The sequence below is a fragment of the Klebsiella sp. RHBSTW-00484 genome (assembly GCF_013705725.1).
In the GTDB taxonomy this organism is placed as follows: domain Bacteria; phylum Pseudomonadota; class Gammaproteobacteria; order Enterobacterales; family Enterobacteriaceae; genus Klebsiella.
Window position 1 is genome coordinate 965,431 of the sequence record NZ_CP055481.1, and the last position, 17,140, is coordinate 982,570.

Below are 17,140 nucleotides of genomic sequence, written 5' to 3' on the forward strand. Positions count from 1 at the left end.
TCATGAAATCAATGCACATTGCCGCCAGCCACGAGCTGGTATCCCGCCTGTCAACCCACCGTCGCGTGGTGACCCTGGACAGTACTGATTTTACCGATGTGGCGGCAGTCGTCATTACCGCAGCGGACAGCCGCAGCGGCATCCTTTCGTTGTTGAAACGCACGGGCTTTAACCTGCCGGTCTTTCTTTTCAGTGAAGTTGACCATGAAAAACCGCAAGGCGTGATGGCGATTGTTAGCGGTAAAGAGCAGGAGTGGCTGGAGCTGGAAGCCGCCGCCTGCGGTTATGAAGAAAACCTGCTGCCGCCGTTCTTCGATACCCTGACCCAGTACGTGGAGATGGATAACAGCACCTTTGCATGTCCCGGTCATCAACACGGCGCGTTCTTTAAGAAGCATCCGGCAGGACGGCAGTTTTTCGACTTCTTTGGCGAGAACGTCTTTCGCGCCGACATGTGCAACGCCGACGTTAAGCTCGGCGATCTGCTGATTCATGAAGGTTCGGCCAAACATGCGCAGAAGTTCGCCGCGAAGGTCTTTAACGCTGATAAAACCTATTTTGTCCTTAACGGCACCTCGGCGGCGAATAAGGTGGTGACCAATGCGCTGCTGACCCGTGGCGATCTGGTGCTGTTCGACCGTAATAACCATAAATCAAACCATCACGGCGCGCTGATTCAGGCGGGGGCGACGCCGGTTTATCTTGAGGCGTCGCGCAATCCGTTTGGTTTTATTGGCGGGATTGATAAGCACTGCTTTGATGATGGTTACCTGCGCGAGCTTATCCGCGAAGTGGCTCCGCAGAAGGCGGATGCCGCGCGTCCGTTCCGTCTGGCGATTATCCAGTTGGGCACCTACGACGGCACCATCTACAACGCTCGTCAGGTGGTGGATAAAATCGGCCATCTGTGCGACTACATCCTGTTTGACTCCGCATGGGTTGGCTACGAACAGTTTATCGACATGATGGCCGACACCTCGCCGCTGCTGCTGGATCTTAACGAAAACGATCCGGGCATTTTTGTCACCCAGTCGGTGCATAAACAGCAGGCCGGGTTCTCGCAAACCTCGCAGATCCACAAAAAAGACAACCATATTCGCGGCCAGGCCCGTTTTTGCCCGCATAAACGATTGAACAACGCCTTTATGCTGCATGCTTCAACCAGCCCGTTTTACCCGCTTTTCGCGGCGCTGGATATCAACGCCAAAATTCACGAAGGGGAGAGCGGACGCCGCCTGTGGGCCGAGTGCGTGGCGCTGGGCATCGAAGCACGTAAAGCGATTATCGCCAACTGCAAAATGATCCAGCCGTTTATTCCGCCGGCTGTAGCGGGGCGCCCGTGGCAGGATCATCCAACTGAAGCCATCGCCAGCGAGCGCCGTTTCTTCAGCTTTGAGCCGGGTGCGCGTTGGCACGGCTTTGAAGGCTATGCCAGCGATCAGTATTTTGTTGACCCCTGTAAGCTGCTGCTGACCACGCCGGGCATTGATGCTGAAAGCGGCGAATATACCGATTTTGGCATCCCGGCGACCATCCTGGCGCATTACCTGCGTGAGAACGGTATTGTGCCCGAGAAGTGCGATCTGAACTCAATTCTGTTCCTGCTGACGCCCGCCGAAAGCGCGGAGAAGTTGGCGCAACTGGTGGGGATGCTGGCGCAATTTGAACAGCATATCGAATCCGATACGCCGCTGGCCGACGTGCTGCCGACCATCTTTAACAAGTACCCGGTGCGCTATCGGGATTATACCCTCCGTGAGCTGTGTCAGGAGATGCATGACCTGTACGTCAGCTTTGACGTGAAGGATCTGCAAAAAGAGATGTTCCGCAAGCGAAGCTTCCCGCGCGTGGTGATGAATCCGCAGGATGCCAACCGCGAGTTTATCCGCGGTAACGTTGAGCTGGTGCGCTTAAGCGAAGCCGAAGGGCGGGTGGCCGCGGAAGGTGCGCTGCCGTATCCGCCGGGCGTGCTGTGCGTGGTGCCTGGCGAAATCTGGGGCGGCGCGGTGTTGCGTTATTTCCTCGCGCTGGAAGAGGGCGTCAATATGCTGCCAGGCTTCTCACCGGAGCTGCAGGGGGTTTATAGCGAAACGGACCCTGATGGTATTAAGCGGCTGTACGGGTATGTGTTGAAAGCATAAACCGGGACCAGGCATTGTGCGCGTATTTTTGCCGGATGGCGGCTGACGCCTTATCCGGCCTACAAATTCTGTAGGCCCGGTAAGGCGTCAGCCGCCACCGGGCAATGACTATCAGGCGTTCTGCTGTGCGGCGGCAGGCTGTCTGACGTGTTTGTACTTAAACAGCGCAACGAACGCGAAGGCCAGCACCAGCGAGTAGCCAGCGAAAATTAGCCATACGCTCTGCCAGTCGGTAATCCCTTCGATGGTGAAGTGCTCTACCACTTTGCCGCTCACCATCCCGCCAAGAATGCAGCCAAAACCGTTGGTCATCATCAGGAACATCCCCTGAGCGCTGGCGCGGATTTCCGGGCGAACCTCTTTTTCCACAAATACCGAACCAGAGATGTTGAAGAAGTCGAAGGCGCAACCGTAAACGATCATCGACAGTACCAGCAGCACGGTGCCGAACGGGGTCGGGTCGCCGTAGGCGAACAGGCCGAAGCGCAGCATCCACGCCACGATACTGATGAGCATCACGTTCTTGATGCCGTAGCGGCTAAGGAAGAACGGGATGGTCAAGATAAACAGGGTTTCCGAGATCTGTGAAATCGACATCATTACCGAGGCGTGCTGCACGATAAAGCTGCTGGCGAACAGCGGATCTTTATCAAAGCTGTGCAGGAAGGTATTGCCGAACATATTGGTAATTTGCAGTTCGGCACCCAGCATCATTGAGAAAATGAAGAAGATTGCCATACGCTTGTTTTTAAACAGCGCGAAGGCATCGAGGCCCAGCATTGAGGTCCAGCTTTGGTTCTTCTGCTGATTAGCGACCGGAATATGCGGCAGCGTGAAGGTAAACAGTACCAGCACGACGGAGAGCGCCGCGCCGATATACAGCTGCATATGGCTCAGTTCGAAGCCGGAGAAGCTCACGCCCCACATCGCAAAGATAAAACCGATGGTGCCCCAGATACGAATCGGCGGGAAATCGGTCACGATATCCATGTCCGCAGACTGCAGGCGGTAGTACGAAATGGTGTTAATCAGGCCCAACGTCGGCATGTAGGCCAGCGAGTTGAGCAGGATAACGAGGAACATCTCGCCCGGCGTGGTGACCTGAGCGGCAAGCCACAGCGTCAGCGCGCCGACCAGATGGCAAATGGCATAAACCCATTTGGCGCTGATCCATTTATCGGCAACGATACCGAGAAGCGTCGGCATAAACACCGCCGCGATACCGAGCGAACTATAAACCGCGCCAATGGCCGCACCGTCGAACTTCAGGGTGACGAACATATATGAGCCGAGCGTGGTCAGCCAGCTTCCCCAGAGACAGAACTGCAGGAACGACAGTATTTTGAGCTGCAGCTTAAGATTCATGTGTTGATCCTCACGGATATAGAATTGTTATGTGTTTTAAATAACATTTGTGGCGTTATTTTGGTTGGATTCTATCATTTATGCGATGGATGCTTTTGTTAACTGCCGCAGAAAATCGCAAAAGAGTTGCGCAGCAATATTGGGTATTACCCTAAATAATTCGAGTTGCTTAAAGGCGGCAAGTGAGGGAGTCCCCAGGAGCATAGATAACTATGTGACTGGGGTGAGCAAGCGTAGCCAACACATAAGCAACTTGAAGTATGACGGGTATAGCAGAAGAGAAACGCCCTTGAAGAAACAAGGGCGTTGGTGAGGATTACTTGCGGCGGTAGCCTTTTTGCGCGGTGTTAACTTTGTACAGATAACGGCGCGACTCGGCGGATGGATGACGGCTGGTGATGGTCTGATAGACATCGCCCGGCGTCATGTTGTTGATGATATTTGCGGCCTGAATTTTATCGCTGGAGAACACCCGCAGTACGCTGCCTGCACCGCCGTTATAGGCGGTAATCACCGCATAGCGACGTGATGTTGGGTTCTGGATGCCCGACAGATAGACGTTGTTCAGCATCGCCAGGTAGGCGGTGCCGGTATCGATATTATTCGCCGGTTCGAACAGATAGCTACGGCTTGGCAGGCCGGATTTCCCCTGCGAACGGAATACGTCTTTCCCGGCGCTGTGCTGCACCACCTGCATCAGCCCCAGGGCGTCGGCGTGGCTGACCGCGTAGGGGTTGAAGGAGGACTCGGTTTGCATAATCGCCAGAATCAGTGACTCATCAACGCCATACTTGCGTGATGCCTGGCGCACCATGCCAATGTATTTATGCGCACGCTTGTCGAGGTGGTTCGGCACAAGGTTAATGGTGATGCTGTAGATCATCCGCGGGCCGTTGCTGCGGCTTTTCATGCGCGTTTGCAGCAAGTAGTCGGCGAAGCGCGCGGCGCGCCACTCCCAGCGAATAGATTCACCGGTATTATCGACGACCTGGCCATACAGGAACGGCTCTTTCGAAATCTGGATGTCATCGACGTCGGAATAGAGGTCGATGGAGTTAGGGTCGTCGCCCATCAGCAGGGTTTTAATAATAGCCTGGCGCAAGCGCCCGGCAGGGTCGGTCCCGGCAATAGTCTCGACAGTGATCGTACCTTCATCAAAGTTGATGTGGCTGCGGGTCTGATACTGATCGGTGTATTTAACGTAGTCTTTCGGCCCGGCGAGCAGGACTTCGTTATAACCCCAAATGTTCTCGATATTATGGGCGAACTGGCCCATCAGAATGTCAAAGCCGTTAGTGTCCTTCACCCACGCCTCGTTATACTCGGCGCCTTTTTTGGTAGAGCTGGAACACGAAACGAGCAAAGGCGCAATCAGCGCTAGCGCTAAGTATTTTTTCATCATTCCGGGAGTGCGTGTTGTGTTTGTTGTGGTAAAGGGCCCGTCAGGCCCTTACTGTTTTTCTGGCGGCGTATAGCCTTCGATATGGACGTCTTTACCTTCAAACAGGAACTGGACCATCTCCTGCTCCAACAGTTTGCGGTGCTCTGGGTTCATCATGCTGAGTTTTTTCTCGTTGATCAGCATCGTCTGTTTATGCTGCCACTGGGCCCAGGCTTCTTTGGAAATTTCGTTATAAATACGTTTGCCCAGCTCGCCAGGATACAGCTGGAAATCCTGGCCATCTGCTTCACGCTGCAGGAAAGTACAAAAAATCGTTCTGCTCATTCTTAATCCTCTTTAATCGCCAGAAAGTTAAACCGGTGCTCCGGCCTTCAGCTGTTGCAACAAGCGCTCCACGGGGGCCGCCAGGCCAACGGACGGCGGCTGCGCTAAGTTATACCAGAGTGCGCCGCCTTCATCCATGCATGAGCCAGATGAGTGCACTGTAAGCCACATCGGCACAATATCCAGATGGAAATGGCTGAAAGTGTGGCGGAACGCGGTTAATTGCGTCAGATTATCTGCCTTAATCTGGCGCTGCGCCAGCCACTCACGTAGCGCAGTTTCATCCTCAAACTGCGGGAAGCAGAATAATCCTCCCCACAGACCCACCGGCGGACGCTGGGAAAGAAACACCTCGTCGCCATGCTGCATCAGCAGGAAGTAGCCGGTTCGCTCGGGGATCGTCTGCTTCGGTTTTTTGCCCGGATATTGAGACCATGAATGATTTGCGTAAGCCACGCAGCCGTTATTCAACGGACAAAGCTCGCATTTTGGCTTTGAGCGCGTACACACTATCGCCCCGAGGTCCATCATCGCCTGGTTGAAACGCTCCACACCTTTTGCTGGCGTGATGTCCTCGCTGATATCCCACAGGCGTTTCTCAACCTCTTTTTTCCCCGGCCAACCGCTGACAGCATAGCAGCGTGCGAGTACGCGTTTTACGTTGCCGTCGAGAATCGGATAATGCTGACCGAGAGAAAGGGACAAAATCGCGCCCGCGGTGGAGCGACCCACGCCCGGCAGCGCGGCGACTTCATCGAACGTTTGCGGGAATTTGCCGCCATGCAGGGTAGCGACCTGCTGCGCTGCTTTATGTAAATTGCGCGCGCGGGCGTAATAACCCAGTCCGGTCCACAGATGCAGAACTTCATCAAGGGGGGCGTTCGCCAGGTCGGTAACCGTTGGGAAGCGCGCCATAAAACGTTCAAAATAGGGGATGACCGTCGCCACTTGCGTTTGTTGCAACATCACCTCGGAGAGCCATACTTTGTAAGGCGTCTTAGCGATTTGCCAGGGCAGGGTTTTACGTCCGTATTTGTCGTACCAGTCCAGTACCTGGGCTGAAAATTGCGCGGCGAGAAAAGTCAAAGCGACGGCTCCGGGATAGTTATTATAAGGTGGCAGATTGCAGCACAAGGGCGAGAGGCTGTAAACCCTTGCATCCGCCGGGTAACTTTGGATAATGCCCGTTTTCCGAACACTCTCACAAGCAGACTTAACTTTTATGAAAAACGACGTCATATCTCCGGAATTCGATGAAAACGGTCGCCCGCTGCGCCGTATTCGTAGCTTCGTCCGTCGTCAGGGCCGCCTGACTAAAGGGCAGCAGCACGCGCTGGATAATATTTGGCCGGTGATGGGCGTTGAGTTCAACGATGCGCCGCTTGATTTCGCCGCGCTGTTTGGCCGTGAAGCTCCGGTCACGCTGGAGATAGGTTTTGGTATGGGCGCTTCGCTGGTGGCGATGGCGAAAGAGAAACCGGAGCAGAATTTCCTCGGCATTGAAGTGCACTCTCCCGGCGTCGGCGCTTGCCTGGCTTCTGCTGAAGAAGAGGGTGTGCAAAATCTGCGCGTGATGTGTCACGATGCGGTCGAAGTGCTGCACACCATGATCCCGGATAACTCCCTTAATATGGTGCAGCTATTTTTCCCTGACCCATGGCATAAAGCACGGCATAATAAACGCCGTATCGTTCAGGCGCCTTTTGCCGAGCTGGTGAAAAGCAAGCTGAAGCTGGGCGGCGTCTTCCATATGGCGACCGACTGGGAGCAATATGCGGAGCATATGCTGGAAGTGATGTCTTCCCTTGAAGGGTATCGCAACCGCTCTGAGAGCAACGACTATGTACCGCGCCCGGAATCGCGCCCGGTAACCAAATTTGAACAGCGTGGTCATCGTCTTGGCCACGGCGTATGGGACTTAATGTTCGAGAGGGTGAAATAATGGCAACGAACCGTAGCCGTCGTCTGCGTAAAAAAATGCATATCGACGAATTTCAGGAAGTCGGTTTTTCCGTCGCGTGGCGTTTTGCGGAAGGAACCAGCGAAGAGCAGATCGACCAGACCGTTAACGATCTGATTAATGAAGTCATTGAGCCGAATAAGCTGGCGTTTGACGGCAGCGGCTATCTCTCCTGGGAAGGCCTGATCTGCTTGCAGGAAATCGGCAAATGCACCGAGGAGCACCAAGCCATCGTGCGTAAATGGCTGGAAGAGCGTGGGCTTACCGATGTGCGCACCAGCGAACTTTTTGATATCTGGTGGGACTAAGTTTGACAAGGGTCGGCAATTGCCGGCCCGTTTTGTCTTAAGGGAGTTAAATGATGCGCAAAACGCTGTTAGCAGTGGCGCTTTCCGTCACCGCTTTGTCTGCACATGCAGATTACCAGTGTAGCGTCACGCCGCGTGACGATGTCATCCTCAGCCCGCAGCAGGTGCAGGTGAAGGGCGAAAACGGCGATCTGGTGATTCAGCCGGATGGCAGCCTGACTTACAACGGAAAAGCGTATTCCCTGAGCGCCGCACAGCGCGAGCAGGCCCAGGATTACCAGGCCGGTCTGCGCAGTAGCCTGCCGTGGATTGATGAAGGCGCACGTACGCGGGTAGAAAAAGGCCGCGCCGCGCTGGATAAAATTATTACCGAACAGGTGGGTGCCAGCAGCAGCATGCATAGCCGCCTGACTAAGCTTGATGCACAACTGAAAACGCAGATGGCCCGCATTATCGAGCATCGCAACGATGGGCTGACTTTCCACTATAAAGCCATCGATCAGGTGCGGGCCGACGGTCAGCAACTGGTGAATCAGGCGATGGGCGGTATTCTACAGGACAGCATCAATGAGATGGGGGCGAAAGCGGTCCTCAAAGGCGGCGGTAACCCGCTGGAAGGGATCCTCGGTAGCCTCGGTGGTCTGCAAACGGCCATTCAGAATGAATGGAAAAATCAGGAAGCAGACTTCCAGAAGTTTGGTAAAGATGTCTGTAGCCGCGTGGTTTCCCTTGAGGATAGCCGCAAAGCGTTGGTGGGTTCGTTAAAATAAGTTTTATACCCGTCATACTTCAAGTTGCTTGTGCGTTGGCCACGCTCGTTCACCCCAGTCACTTACTCCTGTAAGCTCCTGGGGATTAATGAGAGGCTCCTGCCTCTCACCGGAGGCCAGCCTTCGGCTGGTCAAATTCGTTCCCGACGAATTTGTCGCTCGCTTGCCGCCTTCCTGCAACTCGAATTATTTAGGGTATATTCCGCTACCTGCGCCCGCAGGTAGCAAAATCAGATTCTGTTTATCCTTCCTGCTGTCGGCAACTCCTTATGATGCATCCTGTGCCCATAAAAAAGGAATTTGCTGATGAAACATGCCTGGAAAACGATCGCCCTCTTGCTTATTGCTTCCCCTTTTCATGTGCTGGCCGATGCTAATACGCCAACGGATGAGGTGGTTAAACAACAGTTTGCCAAACAATCAGGTGGAATCATGCGCCTGGCAAGCGTGACTCTGAAGCAGCTTGACGCTGTGGGCAATCAGGCGACGTATATGCTGGAAGGGGATATGGCCGCCACGGACGATCTCTATATTCGGGTTGGCATTGCCGGGGATTACTTTTTTTATGAAAGAGCCTGGGCCAAAGGGCGTCCGGTAAAGTTTTCCGCCATGATGACCGCCGTAGGAACGAAAGATTCCGGTTGGAAAACCGAATTCTTCTCGATGCAGATGGCGGCGAAAAATGGCGGAAGGCCGTTTAACGAAATCGTCGGAGATGAAAGTAAGGCGTTGATCGTCAATGACAGCAGCTTTATGGCGCAATTTGCAAAAATTGACGCCAGCTTCGCCGCAAGTAAAGTCACGATGCACAAATTGCAAAAGCAACAAGACGCGCTGAAAACCGAGATGACGGCGTTAGATGAGCGAATTAACCATTCCTGGGGAACGGATGCCAATGGCAAGCCGCTTGACCGCAGCGCCGTCCAGCAGGCGATGCTGGAAAAAATGTACGTGGTCGACCGGCAGAACGATCCGCTTAAGTTCGAGAATAACTACTACAAAACCGTCTATGAGCCCGCGCTTGAAGCCTGTCAGAAAAAAGCGGTTTGCGACGCTGCACCGCTGCGCGCCGAGCGTGATGTTGCTATCAATGAGCAGAAACGCAGTTATTATCTCCAGCACAACGAGATGAGCGAAAAGATTAAAACAGAGATGGCCGCGCGAGATAAAAAGGTTGAGCCTTTGCAGAAGAAAAAAGGAGAACTCAACGTTCAGTCAATGGAGCTGAGGACTCGCTACCGGGAACTGGAGCGCGACTATAAATTCTGGCAGGAGGGGCTGGAGAGAATGCGTCGTGAAGGGATTATTAATTAGAACCGTTGGGACACATAGGCCAAAGGGAGGCGAACCTCCCTTTAAAAGTACGTTACATCAGCCCCAGCATCTGCGGAATAAACAGCGAGATCTGCGGGATATAGACAATCATCATCAGCGCGATCAGCAGCGCGGCATAGAACGGCAGCAACGGTTTGATCAACTGCTGAATCTTCACGCCGGAGATGGAGCAGCCGACGAACAGCGCGCTACCTACAGGCGGTGTTAACAGCCCGATACACAGGTTGGCGACCATCATGATGCCGAAGTGCACCGGATCCATCCCTAAATCCTCAGCGATAGGCAGGAAGATAGGGGTGAAGATCAGCACCGCAGGGGTCATATCCATAAAGATCCCCACGATCAGCAGCACGATATTAATCAGCAGCAGAATCACTACCGGGTTCTCGGAAATCCCCATCAGCGTATCGCTAATCATGTAAGGAATATCGGCGTTGGTCATCGCCCACGACATGCCAACAGAGAAGCCAATCAACAACAGCACGATAGAGGTCATCACCACCGATTCAAGAATTAGCTTCGGCAGCTCCCGCCATTTCACTTCGCGATAAATCAGCACTGAGAGAATAAAGGTGTAGACCACGGCAATAGCAGAGGCTTCGGTGGCGGTGAAGATGCCGCCGAGGATCCCGCCCATGACGATGATGACCAGCAGCAGGCTGGGCAGCGCGTCGAAAAAGGCTTTTGCCGCCTGAGCGCAGGTCGGACGTTCAGAAACCGGGTAGCCGCGTCGTTTAGCGATGATGGCGCAGACTATCATGATGGACAGGCCCATCAGGATACCCGGCAGGTAGCCGGCCATAAACAGTGATGCTACCGAGACGCCGCCTGCGGTTAAAGAAAAGACAATCAGCACGTTTGATGGCGGAATCAGCAGACCCGTGATGCAGGATGAGACGTTAACCGCCGTGGAGAACGCCGGATCGTAGCCTTTTTGCGTCTGAATTGGGTGTAAGGTTCCGCCTACCGCTGCGGCAGCAGCTACTGCTGAGCCGGAAATGGAGCCGAACATCATGTTCGCCAGCACGTTAACGTGGCCCATCGATCCCGGAACCCGGCCGACCATGACCTGCGCCAGGTTTATTAAGCGTATGGCAATCCCGCCGCTGTTCATCAGCGTACCGGCAAAGATAAAGAACGGAATAGCCAGCAGGGCGAAGTTATCCAGGCCGTTCGCCAGGCGCTGAGAAACGGTAATTACCGCGATATCCCAGGGGAACATCAGCAGCATCGAACCCACGGTGGCGATACCAATGGAAAAAGAGATTGGTACGCCGATAAAAACCAGAATAAAGAAAGAGCCAAACAGCGTCAGTGCAATGTAGCTTTCCATTAGTTTGCTCCCGCTTCAGAGTGCTTCATGTTTTTCAAACCGTTGCTGATAAAGCACAGCGCGTAAAACATCATAATGACGCCGGTAAGCGGCAGGATGAGATACACGTAGCCCATCGGGATCTGCATTGCTGCTGAGACCTGAGCCGTTGACAGCGTTTTTTCAATCAGTTTCACACCGCCGGTCACGATCACCGAACCGGCAAAAATAAAGATCAGCAGGTTAATGATGACGCTGAGAAGCGCCTGTTTGTTGGGCTTTAGGGTCATCGCGAGTAAATCGATTGCCAGATGACGTTGAGCGCCGACCGTGTAAGCTGCACCCAGCAGGCCAACCCAAATCATCAAAAAGCGCGCCAGCTCGTCGGTCAGGGTACTTGGCTGGTTTAACACGTAGCGGCTGAACACCTGCCAGACGACGCAGGCAACCAGCGCCACCATCACGGCGACGGAGAATGCGGCAATTACGCGGTCCACCGCCAGCTTTATGCGGTTAAGTATCATCATTAATTTCCTGGTAAAAACGGGCCAGAAGCTGGCCCGCTAAAGGTTTATTCAGCAGCGGCTTCGAATTTGGCCAGCAGAGCGGCCTGTTTAGGATCTTTTTTGAAGTCATCAAACAGCGGCTGTACGGCCGCGCGGAACGGTGCTTTATCGACTTTAACGATCTCGCCACCCATGGCTTTGGCCTGGGCGCGGGTGTCGGCGTCGATCTTCTCCCACAGCTTCTGCTGATAAACTTCGGACGCTTTAGCGGCCTTGATCAGGATTTGCTGCTGTTCCGGCGTGAGCTTGTCCCAGGTTTTGCTGGAGATAACGAGGAAGTCCGGGATTGAAGCATGTTCATCTTCAGAGAAAACCTTAGCGATTTCGATATGACGGGTCTGTACCCAGGAAGGAACGTTATTCTCCGCGCCGTCCACGACGCCCTGCTGCATGGCGGTATAAACTTCGCCAAAGGAAATCGGCGTTGGCGAACCACCCATTAATTCAATCATTTTAAGCGTGGTCGGGCTGGCCTGGACGCGGATCTTCAGCCCTTTTAAATCTTCCGGCTTAGTGATGGGTTTCTTGGCATAAAAGCTGCGGGTACCAGCAACATAAGCAGAAAGCGCAAAGAATCCTTTATCTTTAGTGGATTCCATTATTTCTTTGCCCACTTCACCAAAGACGACTTTATTGAAATGATTCTGATCGTTAAATAAGAACGGCAAATTATATATCGCGTAGACGTTATCGAATGACTCCAAATCGCTGGCGGAACCTTTAGTCATATCGAGAGCGCCGTTTTGCAATAACTCCATGGTTTCACGCGCGCTGCCCATCTGGCTGCTGGGGTAAATACGAATCTTCATATTACCGCCGGAAAGTTGGTTAACCTCTTTCGACATCTCCTCAAATGCCTGGTGAACAACGTGGCTGCGTTCGAGGTTATGTGCCAGTTTTAACGTAACTTTTTCAGCTGCGCTAGCGCCTGAAGAGAGCAGGGCAAGCAGTGATACACACACCAGAGAACGAGAAAAAGAGAATTTTTTCATGAGTCGGCTCCATGCACTTGGGTTAATTGGTCAATATCTAGAGAGTGATTCCGTGTTTCTGTATGACATATTATCCTGGTTGTCCGACATCTTTAAGCCGTCTGACTCACATTTTTTCTCAATGGCATAATGAAATGAGGAATTTTGTGCACTAGATTATATTTTTTTGTAATGGATCTTTGTGAACTTATTTTTATTTGGAATGTGATTGTGAGATGTTTCGGAAATAGATCTATAAATACTTCGGAAAAATCGATCAATAATCAATCCCGTTATTTTTTAATAACGGGATGTGAATTGAGATATTTATTCGCTAAGGAATAACTCGAGAAGGGAATTTAGAAACAGCTTACCGTGTTCGGTAATCTGCCAGTCACGCTCATCTTCCATCAGGTAGCCCTGGGCAATCGCCGCCTCGATTTGCGGGCGGATCGAGCGTTCCTCAAGACCTGTGTAGCGGCTGAATTCATCACGCGGCGCCGCTTCCAGCAGGCGGAAACGGTTCATAAAGAACTCGAACGGTTTATCGGCGGTTTCCACATCATGCTGACGTTCGAGGTAGCGGCCTTCCATATAGCCGCGCGGATGGCGGGTTTTCGCCGTTCGCAGAATGCGCCCATCCGGGAACGTCACTTTGCCGTGCGCACCGCAGCCAACGCCAAGGTAGTCGCCAAAGCGCCAGTAGTTCAGGTTGTGCTGACACTGATAGCCAGGTTTAGCGTAGGCGGAGGTTTCATATTGCTGATAGCCCGCAGCGCTGAGCAAACGGTGTCCCTGCTCGTAAATATCCCACAGTGCGTCATCATCCGGCAGTACAGGAGGACGTGAACCGAACAGGGTGTTAGGTTCGATGGTCAACTGATACCACGAGAGATGCGGCGGATTGAGCGCAATCGCCTGACGCAGGTCGTCCAGCGCCTCTTCCAGAGATTGATCCGGCAGGCCGTGCATTAAATCGAGATTAAAACTGCGCAGCCCCAGTCCGCTTGCCAGGTTCGCCGCGCGCTTCGCCTCTTGTGGGCCATGAATGCGTCCAAGGCGCTGGAGTTTCTGTTCGCTAAAGCTCTGCACGCCGATGGAGATGCGGTTGATACCCGCACGCTGATACTCGACGAAACGATCCGCTTCCACGGTGCCAGGGTTGGCTTCCATGGTAATCTCTGCATCTGCCGCCAGCGGCAGACACTCACGCACGCCATCGAGCAGAGTTTGCATCGCCGGGCCTGAAAGCAGACTCGGCGTACCGCCACCGATGAAAATAGTCCCAATCTCACGTCCCTGTGCATAGGGGGCGTCGGCCCGCAAATCGTTCAGTAGATGTTGAACGTAGTCGTCGTGCGGTACCTCCCCCTTCAGCGCATGCGAGTTAAAATCGCAGTACGGGCATTTTTGCACGCACCATGGAATGTGAATATAGAGGCTCAGGGGTGGCAAATTAGCCATTACGTAAGGCTTCCAGTAACAGTTTCAGCGCGCGTCCGCGATGGGAAATTGCGCTCTTTTCTTCGCGAGTCAGCTCTGCTGCTGTTTTTCCCTCTGTCGGAACAAAGAAAATTGGGTCGTAGCCAAAACCGCCATTACCTGCGGCTTCGCGGGCGATCAGGCCTGGCCAGCTGCCGTGGCAGACCAGCGGTGTCGGATCTTCTGCATGGCGCAGATAAACCAGTACGCAGTGGAATTGCGCCTGACGTTTATCGTCTGGAACGTCCTTCAGGGTTTCGAGCAGCTTTTCCAGATTGCGCTGGTCGGTAGCGCCTTCGCCGGAATAGCGGGCGGAATAGATACCCGGTGCGCCGCCTAACGCATCGACTGCCAGTCCGGAGTCATCGGCAATGGCCGGTAACCCAGTGACCTGCGCGGCATGACGCGCTTTTAGAATGGCGTTTTCAATAAACGTCAGGCCGGTTTCCTCGGCGGAATCCACACCCAGTTCGGTTTGAGCGACGATATCGAGGCCGAAATCAGCCAGCAGCGAGGCCAGCTCGCGCACTTTACCTGGGTTGCCGGTGGCGAGAACAACTTTTTGCATTATGAGTCCTGTTTATTCTGTCAGCGCAGCGACCCCGGTCGGGATCTGCTGCGGATGAATGATTTTTACCTGCTTGTGGCGGCCCAGTTCACCTTTCTCAATAAGGACCTGGCTTTTCGCTACGCGGAACTGTTTGGCGAGGAACTTAACCAGATGGGCGTTGGCCTGACCATCAACGGGTGGGGCGGTAATGGCGACTTTAAGTTCGTCGCCATGTAAACCAACGATGCTGTCGCGGCTGGCCTTGGGCTGAATATACAGCCGCAAGACTAACCCGTCAGCGCAGGCTTCGACGGCACTCATAGCGCCATCCACAGCCCCGGAAGCAGAACGTTGCCTGTTGCCTGTAAGAGCTCGGCAATGCCCATATTGATAACGTACAACAGCAGCACCAGCACCATCGGCGAGAAATCAATCCCGCCCATTGATGGCAGCATTTTGCGAATCGGACGCAGTAGCGGGTCAGCCAGCTGCATCAGGACGTATTCCACCGGACTACGGCCCTGGCTAACCCAACTCATAATCGCCATCAATAGCAGAACCCAGAAAATCAATGAGCCCATGGTTTTGATGAGGATCAGGAGCGCGGAGATCCAGATAATTGGCTGGAAAGTGACGACCATAAACAGGACGATGGCTTTCACAACGCAAAGAATAAAGGCGACCAGTAGAGAGGCGCTATCGAGCGGCCCCATTGCCGGGATAATGCGGCGTAGCGGCCCAACGACAGGCTGCGTCGCTTTCACCACGAACTGCGAAAACGGGTTATAAAAGTCGCAGCGCGCGCACTGCATCCAGACGCGTAATAACACGACCATTGTGTAGAGCTCAATGACCGTTGAGAGCAGGAAAGTCAACGTCTTCATGGCGTTCCTCAGATTCCTTATTTTTTGCTGTAGTCGCGCGCGCCGAAAATTGCGGTTCCGATGCGCACCATAGTGCTTCCCGCCGCGATGGCGGCTTCCATATCATCCGACATTCCCAGCGACAACGTATCGACCGTAGGATAGCGTGTTTTTAATCGCGCAAATGCTACCGCCATTTGTTGGGCGACGGCAAACTGCCTTACATATTCTGACTCTGGCGCGGGAATCGCCATTAAGCCGCGTAGCTGTAGGTTAGGCAGTTCGGCGATGTCTGCCGCCAGCGCGTCCAGGGCTTCAACCGGAATACCTGATTTGCTGTGCTCATCGCTGATATTGATTTGAATCAGTACGTTGAGCGGTGGCAAATGGGCTGGTCGTTGCTCGCTAAGGCGGGCGGCGATTTTGAGCCGATCGACGGTATGGCACCAGTCAAAATGCTCGGCCACCAGGCGGCTTTTGTTGGACTGCAGCGGACCAATAAAGTGCCACTGTAGACCAGTTGCGCCAACTTCCTGAAAGTGGCGTATTTTTTCCACCCCTTCCTGAACGTAGTTTTCGCCAAAAGCCACCTGGCCTGCAGCTACCGCTTCTTCGATAGCGCTCGCAGGTTTCGTTTTACTCACTGCAAGCAACGTAACTTCTTCTGGAGCACGGCCGCAGCGTGCGGCAGCGGCTGAGATTTTGTCCCGGACCTGTGCCAGGTTATGCGCAATATCGTTCATATTCCGAGGATGAGTTATGGAGCTGGAAGAAATAGTGGCCCTTAGTGTAAAGCATAATGTCTCCGATCTACACCTGTGCAATGCGTCAGCGCCGCGCTGGCGTCGCCAGGGAAAGCTGGAACCTGCGCCTTTTACCTCGCCGGATATCGGTAAAATTCTCAATGACTGGCTCAACGAAGAGCAGTTAGCGCAGTGGCAGTCCTGTGGGCAGGTGGATTTTGCCCTTGCGCCGGCAGGCGGGCCGCGCCTTCGTGCCAGCGCGTTTGCCCATACTCGTGGCCTGTCGCTGGCATTACGCCTGCTGGCAGAAACTTGTCCTTTACTGGAAGAACTCGGTGCTCCTGCCGCCTTACCGGAACTGCTCAATGAAGAGAGTGGGCTTATTCTGGTCACGGGGGCAACCGGGAGCGGTAAATCAACCACCCTGGCGGCGATGGTTGGTTATCTTAACCAGCGTCTCGATGGTCATATTCTGACGCTGGAAGACCCGGTTGAGTTTATCCATCACAGCGAGCGTTGCCTGATTCAACAGCGGGAAGTTGGCCGCCACTGTCCCTCCTTTGCATCGGCATTGCGCGTCGCGCTGCGTCAGGACCCTGACGTCATTTTGTTAGGGGAACTGCGTGATAGTGAAACGATCCGCCTTGCATTAACCGCGGCGGAGACCGGACATCTGGTGATGGCGACGTTGCATACGCGTGGCGCGGCGCAGGCGGTCGAGAGGCTAGTGGATGTTTTTCCGGCGCAGGAGAAAGAGCAGGTCCGCAGTCAGCTGGCAGGGAGTTTGTGCGCTGTGCTGGCACAAAAATTGTTTCCGGATACTGCTGGTGGAAGAGTTGCGCTATACGAGCTTTTGGTTAATACCCCGGCGGTGGCGAATTTGATCCGAGAGGGAAAAACGCATCAGCTGCCCGGCGTGATGCAAACCGGGCAGCAATCGGGCATGCAAACATTTACGCAAAGCTTTCAGCAACGTACGGCGGCGGGTCGTTTATAACTGTATTTTTTATATTCAGACATCTTACCAATAGCTTGTTATGACAATGTT

Annotated in this window: 18 protein-coding genes; 6 read left to right on the forward strand and 12 right to left on the reverse strand. The window is 53.7% G+C overall.

All coding sequences use genetic code 11. The annotated features are described in order from the left end of the window. Positions 1-2 precede the first annotated feature (2 nt). The gene (locus HV213_RS04660; protein WP_181484875.1) at positions 3-2,141 is read left to right on the forward strand and encodes an ornithine decarboxylase; all 2,139 of its coding nucleotides are present in this window, start codon (positions 3-5) and stop codon (positions 2,139-2,141) included. A gap of 111 nt (positions 2,142-2,252) precedes the next feature. Here HV213_RS04660 and HV213_RS04665 read toward each other — a convergent pair whose 3' ends face one another. The 4 genes from HV213_RS04665 to mutY form a co-directional block, all read right to left on the reverse strand. Then, positions 2,253-3,506 carry a nucleoside permease gene (locus HV213_RS04665; protein WP_181484876.1) on the reverse strand — a complete coding sequence of 418 codons (1,254 nt, stop codon included), beginning with the start codon at positions 3,504-3,506 and terminating at the stop codon, positions 2,253-2,255. Positions 3,507-3,822: 316 nt separating this feature from the next. Beyond that, positions 3,823-4,908 (reverse strand): membrane-bound lytic murein transglycosylase MltC, encoded by a 1,086-nt coding sequence (mltC, locus tag HV213_RS04670; RefSeq protein WP_167492723.1) that lies wholly within the window; start codon positions 4,906-4,908, stop codon positions 3,823-3,825. A gap of 48 nt (positions 4,909-4,956) precedes the next feature. Continuing rightward, complete coding sequence (locus HV213_RS04675) at positions 4,957-5,232, reverse strand: oxidative damage protection protein (protein ID WP_004105744.1); 276 nt, start codon at positions 5,230-5,232, stop codon at positions 4,957-4,959. A gap of 27 nt (positions 5,233-5,259) precedes the next feature. Continuing rightward, entirely contained in the window at positions 5,260-6,318 is a 1,059-nt protein-coding gene (gene mutY, locus HV213_RS04680) for an A/G-specific adenine glycosylase (RefSeq protein WP_181484877.1), read from the reverse strand. 136 nt (positions 6,319-6,454) lie between these two features. Here mutY and trmB point away from each other — a divergent pair, with 136 nt between their 5' ends. From trmB to HV213_RS04700, 4 genes are all read left to right on the forward strand, one after another. Next, positions 6,455-7,174, forward strand: coding sequence for a tRNA (guanosine(46)-N7)-methyltransferase TrmB (gene trmB, locus HV213_RS04685; RefSeq protein ID WP_110273072.1), 720 nt, complete (start codon positions 6,455-6,457; stop codon positions 7,172-7,174). Then, the gene (locus HV213_RS04690) at positions 7,174-7,500 is read left to right on the forward strand and encodes a YggL family protein (protein WP_110273073.1); all 327 of its coding nucleotides are present in this window, start codon (positions 7,174-7,176) and stop codon (positions 7,498-7,500) included. The genes trmB and HV213_RS04690 overlap by 1 nt, the downstream gene beginning before the upstream one ends. 50 nt (positions 7,501-7,550) lie before the next feature. Then, positions 7,551-8,270 (forward strand): YggN family protein, encoded by a 720-nt coding sequence (locus HV213_RS04695; protein ID WP_181484878.1) that lies wholly within the window; start codon positions 7,551-7,553, stop codon positions 8,268-8,270. Positions 8,271-8,576: 306 nt separating this feature from the next. Beyond that, positions 8,577-9,584: a DUF1202 family protein gene (locus tag HV213_RS04700; RefSeq protein ID WP_181484879.1), complete on the forward strand. Its 1,008-nt coding sequence runs from the start codon at positions 8,577-8,579 to the stop codon at positions 9,582-9,584. 52 nt (positions 9,585-9,636) lie between these two features. Here the strand turns inward: HV213_RS04700 and HV213_RS04705 are convergent, their stop codons facing one another. From HV213_RS04705 to HV213_RS04740, 8 genes are all read right to left on the reverse strand, one after another. Further along, complete coding sequence (locus tag HV213_RS04705; protein ID WP_181484880.1) at positions 9,637-10,938, reverse strand: TRAP transporter large permease; 1,302 nt, start codon at positions 10,936-10,938, stop codon at positions 9,637-9,639. Then, positions 10,938-11,441: a TRAP transporter small permease gene (locus HV213_RS04710; protein WP_181486334.1), complete on the reverse strand. Its 504-nt coding sequence runs from the start codon at positions 11,439-11,441 to the stop codon at positions 10,938-10,940. The genes HV213_RS04705 and HV213_RS04710 overlap by 1 nt, the downstream gene beginning before the upstream one ends. Positions 11,442-11,488: 47 nt before the next feature. After that, entirely contained in the window at positions 11,489-12,475 is a 987-nt protein-coding gene (locus HV213_RS04715) for a TRAP transporter substrate-binding protein (RefSeq protein WP_181484881.1), read from the reverse strand. Positions 12,476-12,781: 306 nt separating this feature from the next. Then, positions 12,782-13,918, reverse strand: coding sequence for a radical SAM family heme chaperone HemW (gene hemW / locus HV213_RS04720; protein ID WP_181484882.1), 1,137 nt, complete (start codon positions 13,916-13,918; stop codon positions 12,782-12,784). Beyond that, positions 13,911-14,504 carry an XTP/dITP diphosphatase gene (locus HV213_RS04725; RefSeq protein WP_181484883.1) on the reverse strand — a complete coding sequence of 198 codons (594 nt, stop codon included), beginning with the start codon at positions 14,502-14,504 and terminating at the stop codon, positions 13,911-13,913. Before HV213_RS04725 ends, hemW begins: the two co-directional genes overlap by 8 nt. Before the next feature lie 12 nt (positions 14,505-14,516). Continuing rightward, complete coding sequence (gene yggU / locus HV213_RS04730; RefSeq protein WP_110273080.1) at positions 14,517-14,807, reverse strand: DUF167 family protein YggU; 291 nt, start codon at positions 14,805-14,807, stop codon at positions 14,517-14,519. Then, complete coding sequence (locus HV213_RS04735; protein WP_181484884.1) at positions 14,804-15,370, reverse strand: YggT family protein; 567 nt, start codon at positions 15,368-15,370, stop codon at positions 14,804-14,806. Before HV213_RS04735 ends, yggU begins: the two co-directional genes overlap by 4 nt. A 17-nt stretch (positions 15,371-15,387) precedes the next feature. Then, positions 15,388-16,092 (reverse strand): YggS family pyridoxal phosphate-dependent enzyme, encoded by a 705-nt coding sequence (locus HV213_RS04740; RefSeq protein ID WP_181484885.1) that lies wholly within the window; start codon positions 16,090-16,092, stop codon positions 15,388-15,390. A gap of 16 nt (positions 16,093-16,108) precedes the next feature. On the opposite strand from HV213_RS04740, the gene HV213_RS04745 reads away from it, so the two are divergent. Continuing rightward, positions 16,109-17,089 (forward strand): type IV pilus twitching motility protein PilT, encoded by a 981-nt coding sequence (locus HV213_RS04745; RefSeq protein ID WP_181484886.1) that lies wholly within the window; start codon positions 16,109-16,111, stop codon positions 17,087-17,089. Positions 17,090-17,140 lie beyond the last annotated feature (51 nt).

What these genes read in the sequence shown, in the direction of transcription:
- HV213_RS04660 (WP_181484875.1), top strand. Translation starts at nt 3, where the DNA reads ATGAAATCAATGCACATTGCCGCCAGCCACGAGCTGGTATCCCGCCTG.
- HV213_RS04665 (WP_181484876.1), bottom strand. Translation starts at nt 3,506, where the DNA reads ATGAATCTTAAGCTGCAGCTCAAAATACTGTCGTTCCTGCAGTTCTGT.
- mltC (WP_167492723.1), bottom strand. Translation starts at nt 4,908, where the DNA reads ATGATGAAAAAATACTTAGCGCTAGCGCTGATTGCGCCTTTGCTCGTT.
- HV213_RS04675 (WP_004105744.1), bottom strand. Translation starts at nt 5,232, where the DNA reads ATGAGCAGAACGATTTTTTGTACTTTCCTGCAGCGTGAAGCAGATGGC.
- trmB (WP_110273072.1), top strand. Translation starts at nt 6,455, where the DNA reads ATGAAAAACGACGTCATATCTCCGGAATTCGATGAAAACGGTCGCCCG.
- HV213_RS04690 (WP_110273073.1), top strand. Translation starts at nt 7,174, where the DNA reads ATGGCAACGAACCGTAGCCGTCGTCTGCGTAAAAAAATGCATATCGAC.
- HV213_RS04695 (WP_181484878.1), top strand. Translation starts at nt 7,551, where the DNA reads ATGATGCGCAAAACGCTGTTAGCAGTGGCGCTTTCCGTCACCGCTTTG.
- HV213_RS04700 (WP_181484879.1), top strand. Translation starts at nt 8,577, where the DNA reads ATGAAACATGCCTGGAAAACGATCGCCCTCTTGCTTATTGCTTCCCCT.
- HV213_RS04705 (WP_181484880.1), bottom strand. Translation starts at nt 10,938, where the DNA reads ATGGAAAGCTACATTGCACTGACGCTGTTTGGCTCTTTCTTTATTCTG.
- HV213_RS04710 (WP_181486334.1), bottom strand. Translation starts at nt 11,441, where the DNA reads ATGATACTTAACCGCATAAAGCTGGCGGTGGACCGCGTAATTGCCGCA.
- HV213_RS04715 (WP_181484881.1), bottom strand. Translation starts at nt 12,475, where the DNA reads ATGAAAAAATTCTCTTTTTCTCGTTCTCTGGTGTGTGTATCACTGCTT.
- hemW (WP_181484882.1), bottom strand. Translation starts at nt 13,918, where the DNA reads ATGGCTAATTTGCCACCCCTGAGCCTCTATATTCACATTCCATGGTGC.
- HV213_RS04725 (WP_181484883.1), bottom strand. Translation starts at nt 14,504, where the DNA reads ATGCAAAAAGTTGTTCTCGCCACCGGCAACCCAGGTAAAGTGCGCGAG.
- yggU (WP_110273080.1), bottom strand. Translation starts at nt 14,807, where the DNA reads ATGAGTGCCGTCGAAGCCTGCGCTGACGGGTTAGTCTTGCGGCTGTAT.
- HV213_RS04735 (WP_181484884.1), bottom strand. Translation starts at nt 15,370, where the DNA reads ATGAAGACGTTGACTTTCCTGCTCTCAACGGTCATTGAGCTCTACACA.
- HV213_RS04740 (WP_181484885.1), bottom strand. Translation starts at nt 16,092, where the DNA reads ATGAACGATATTGCGCATAACCTGGCACAGGTCCGGGACAAAATCTCA.
- HV213_RS04745 (WP_181484886.1), top strand. Translation starts at nt 16,109, where the DNA reads ATGGAGCTGGAAGAAATAGTGGCCCTTAGTGTAAAGCATAATGTCTCC.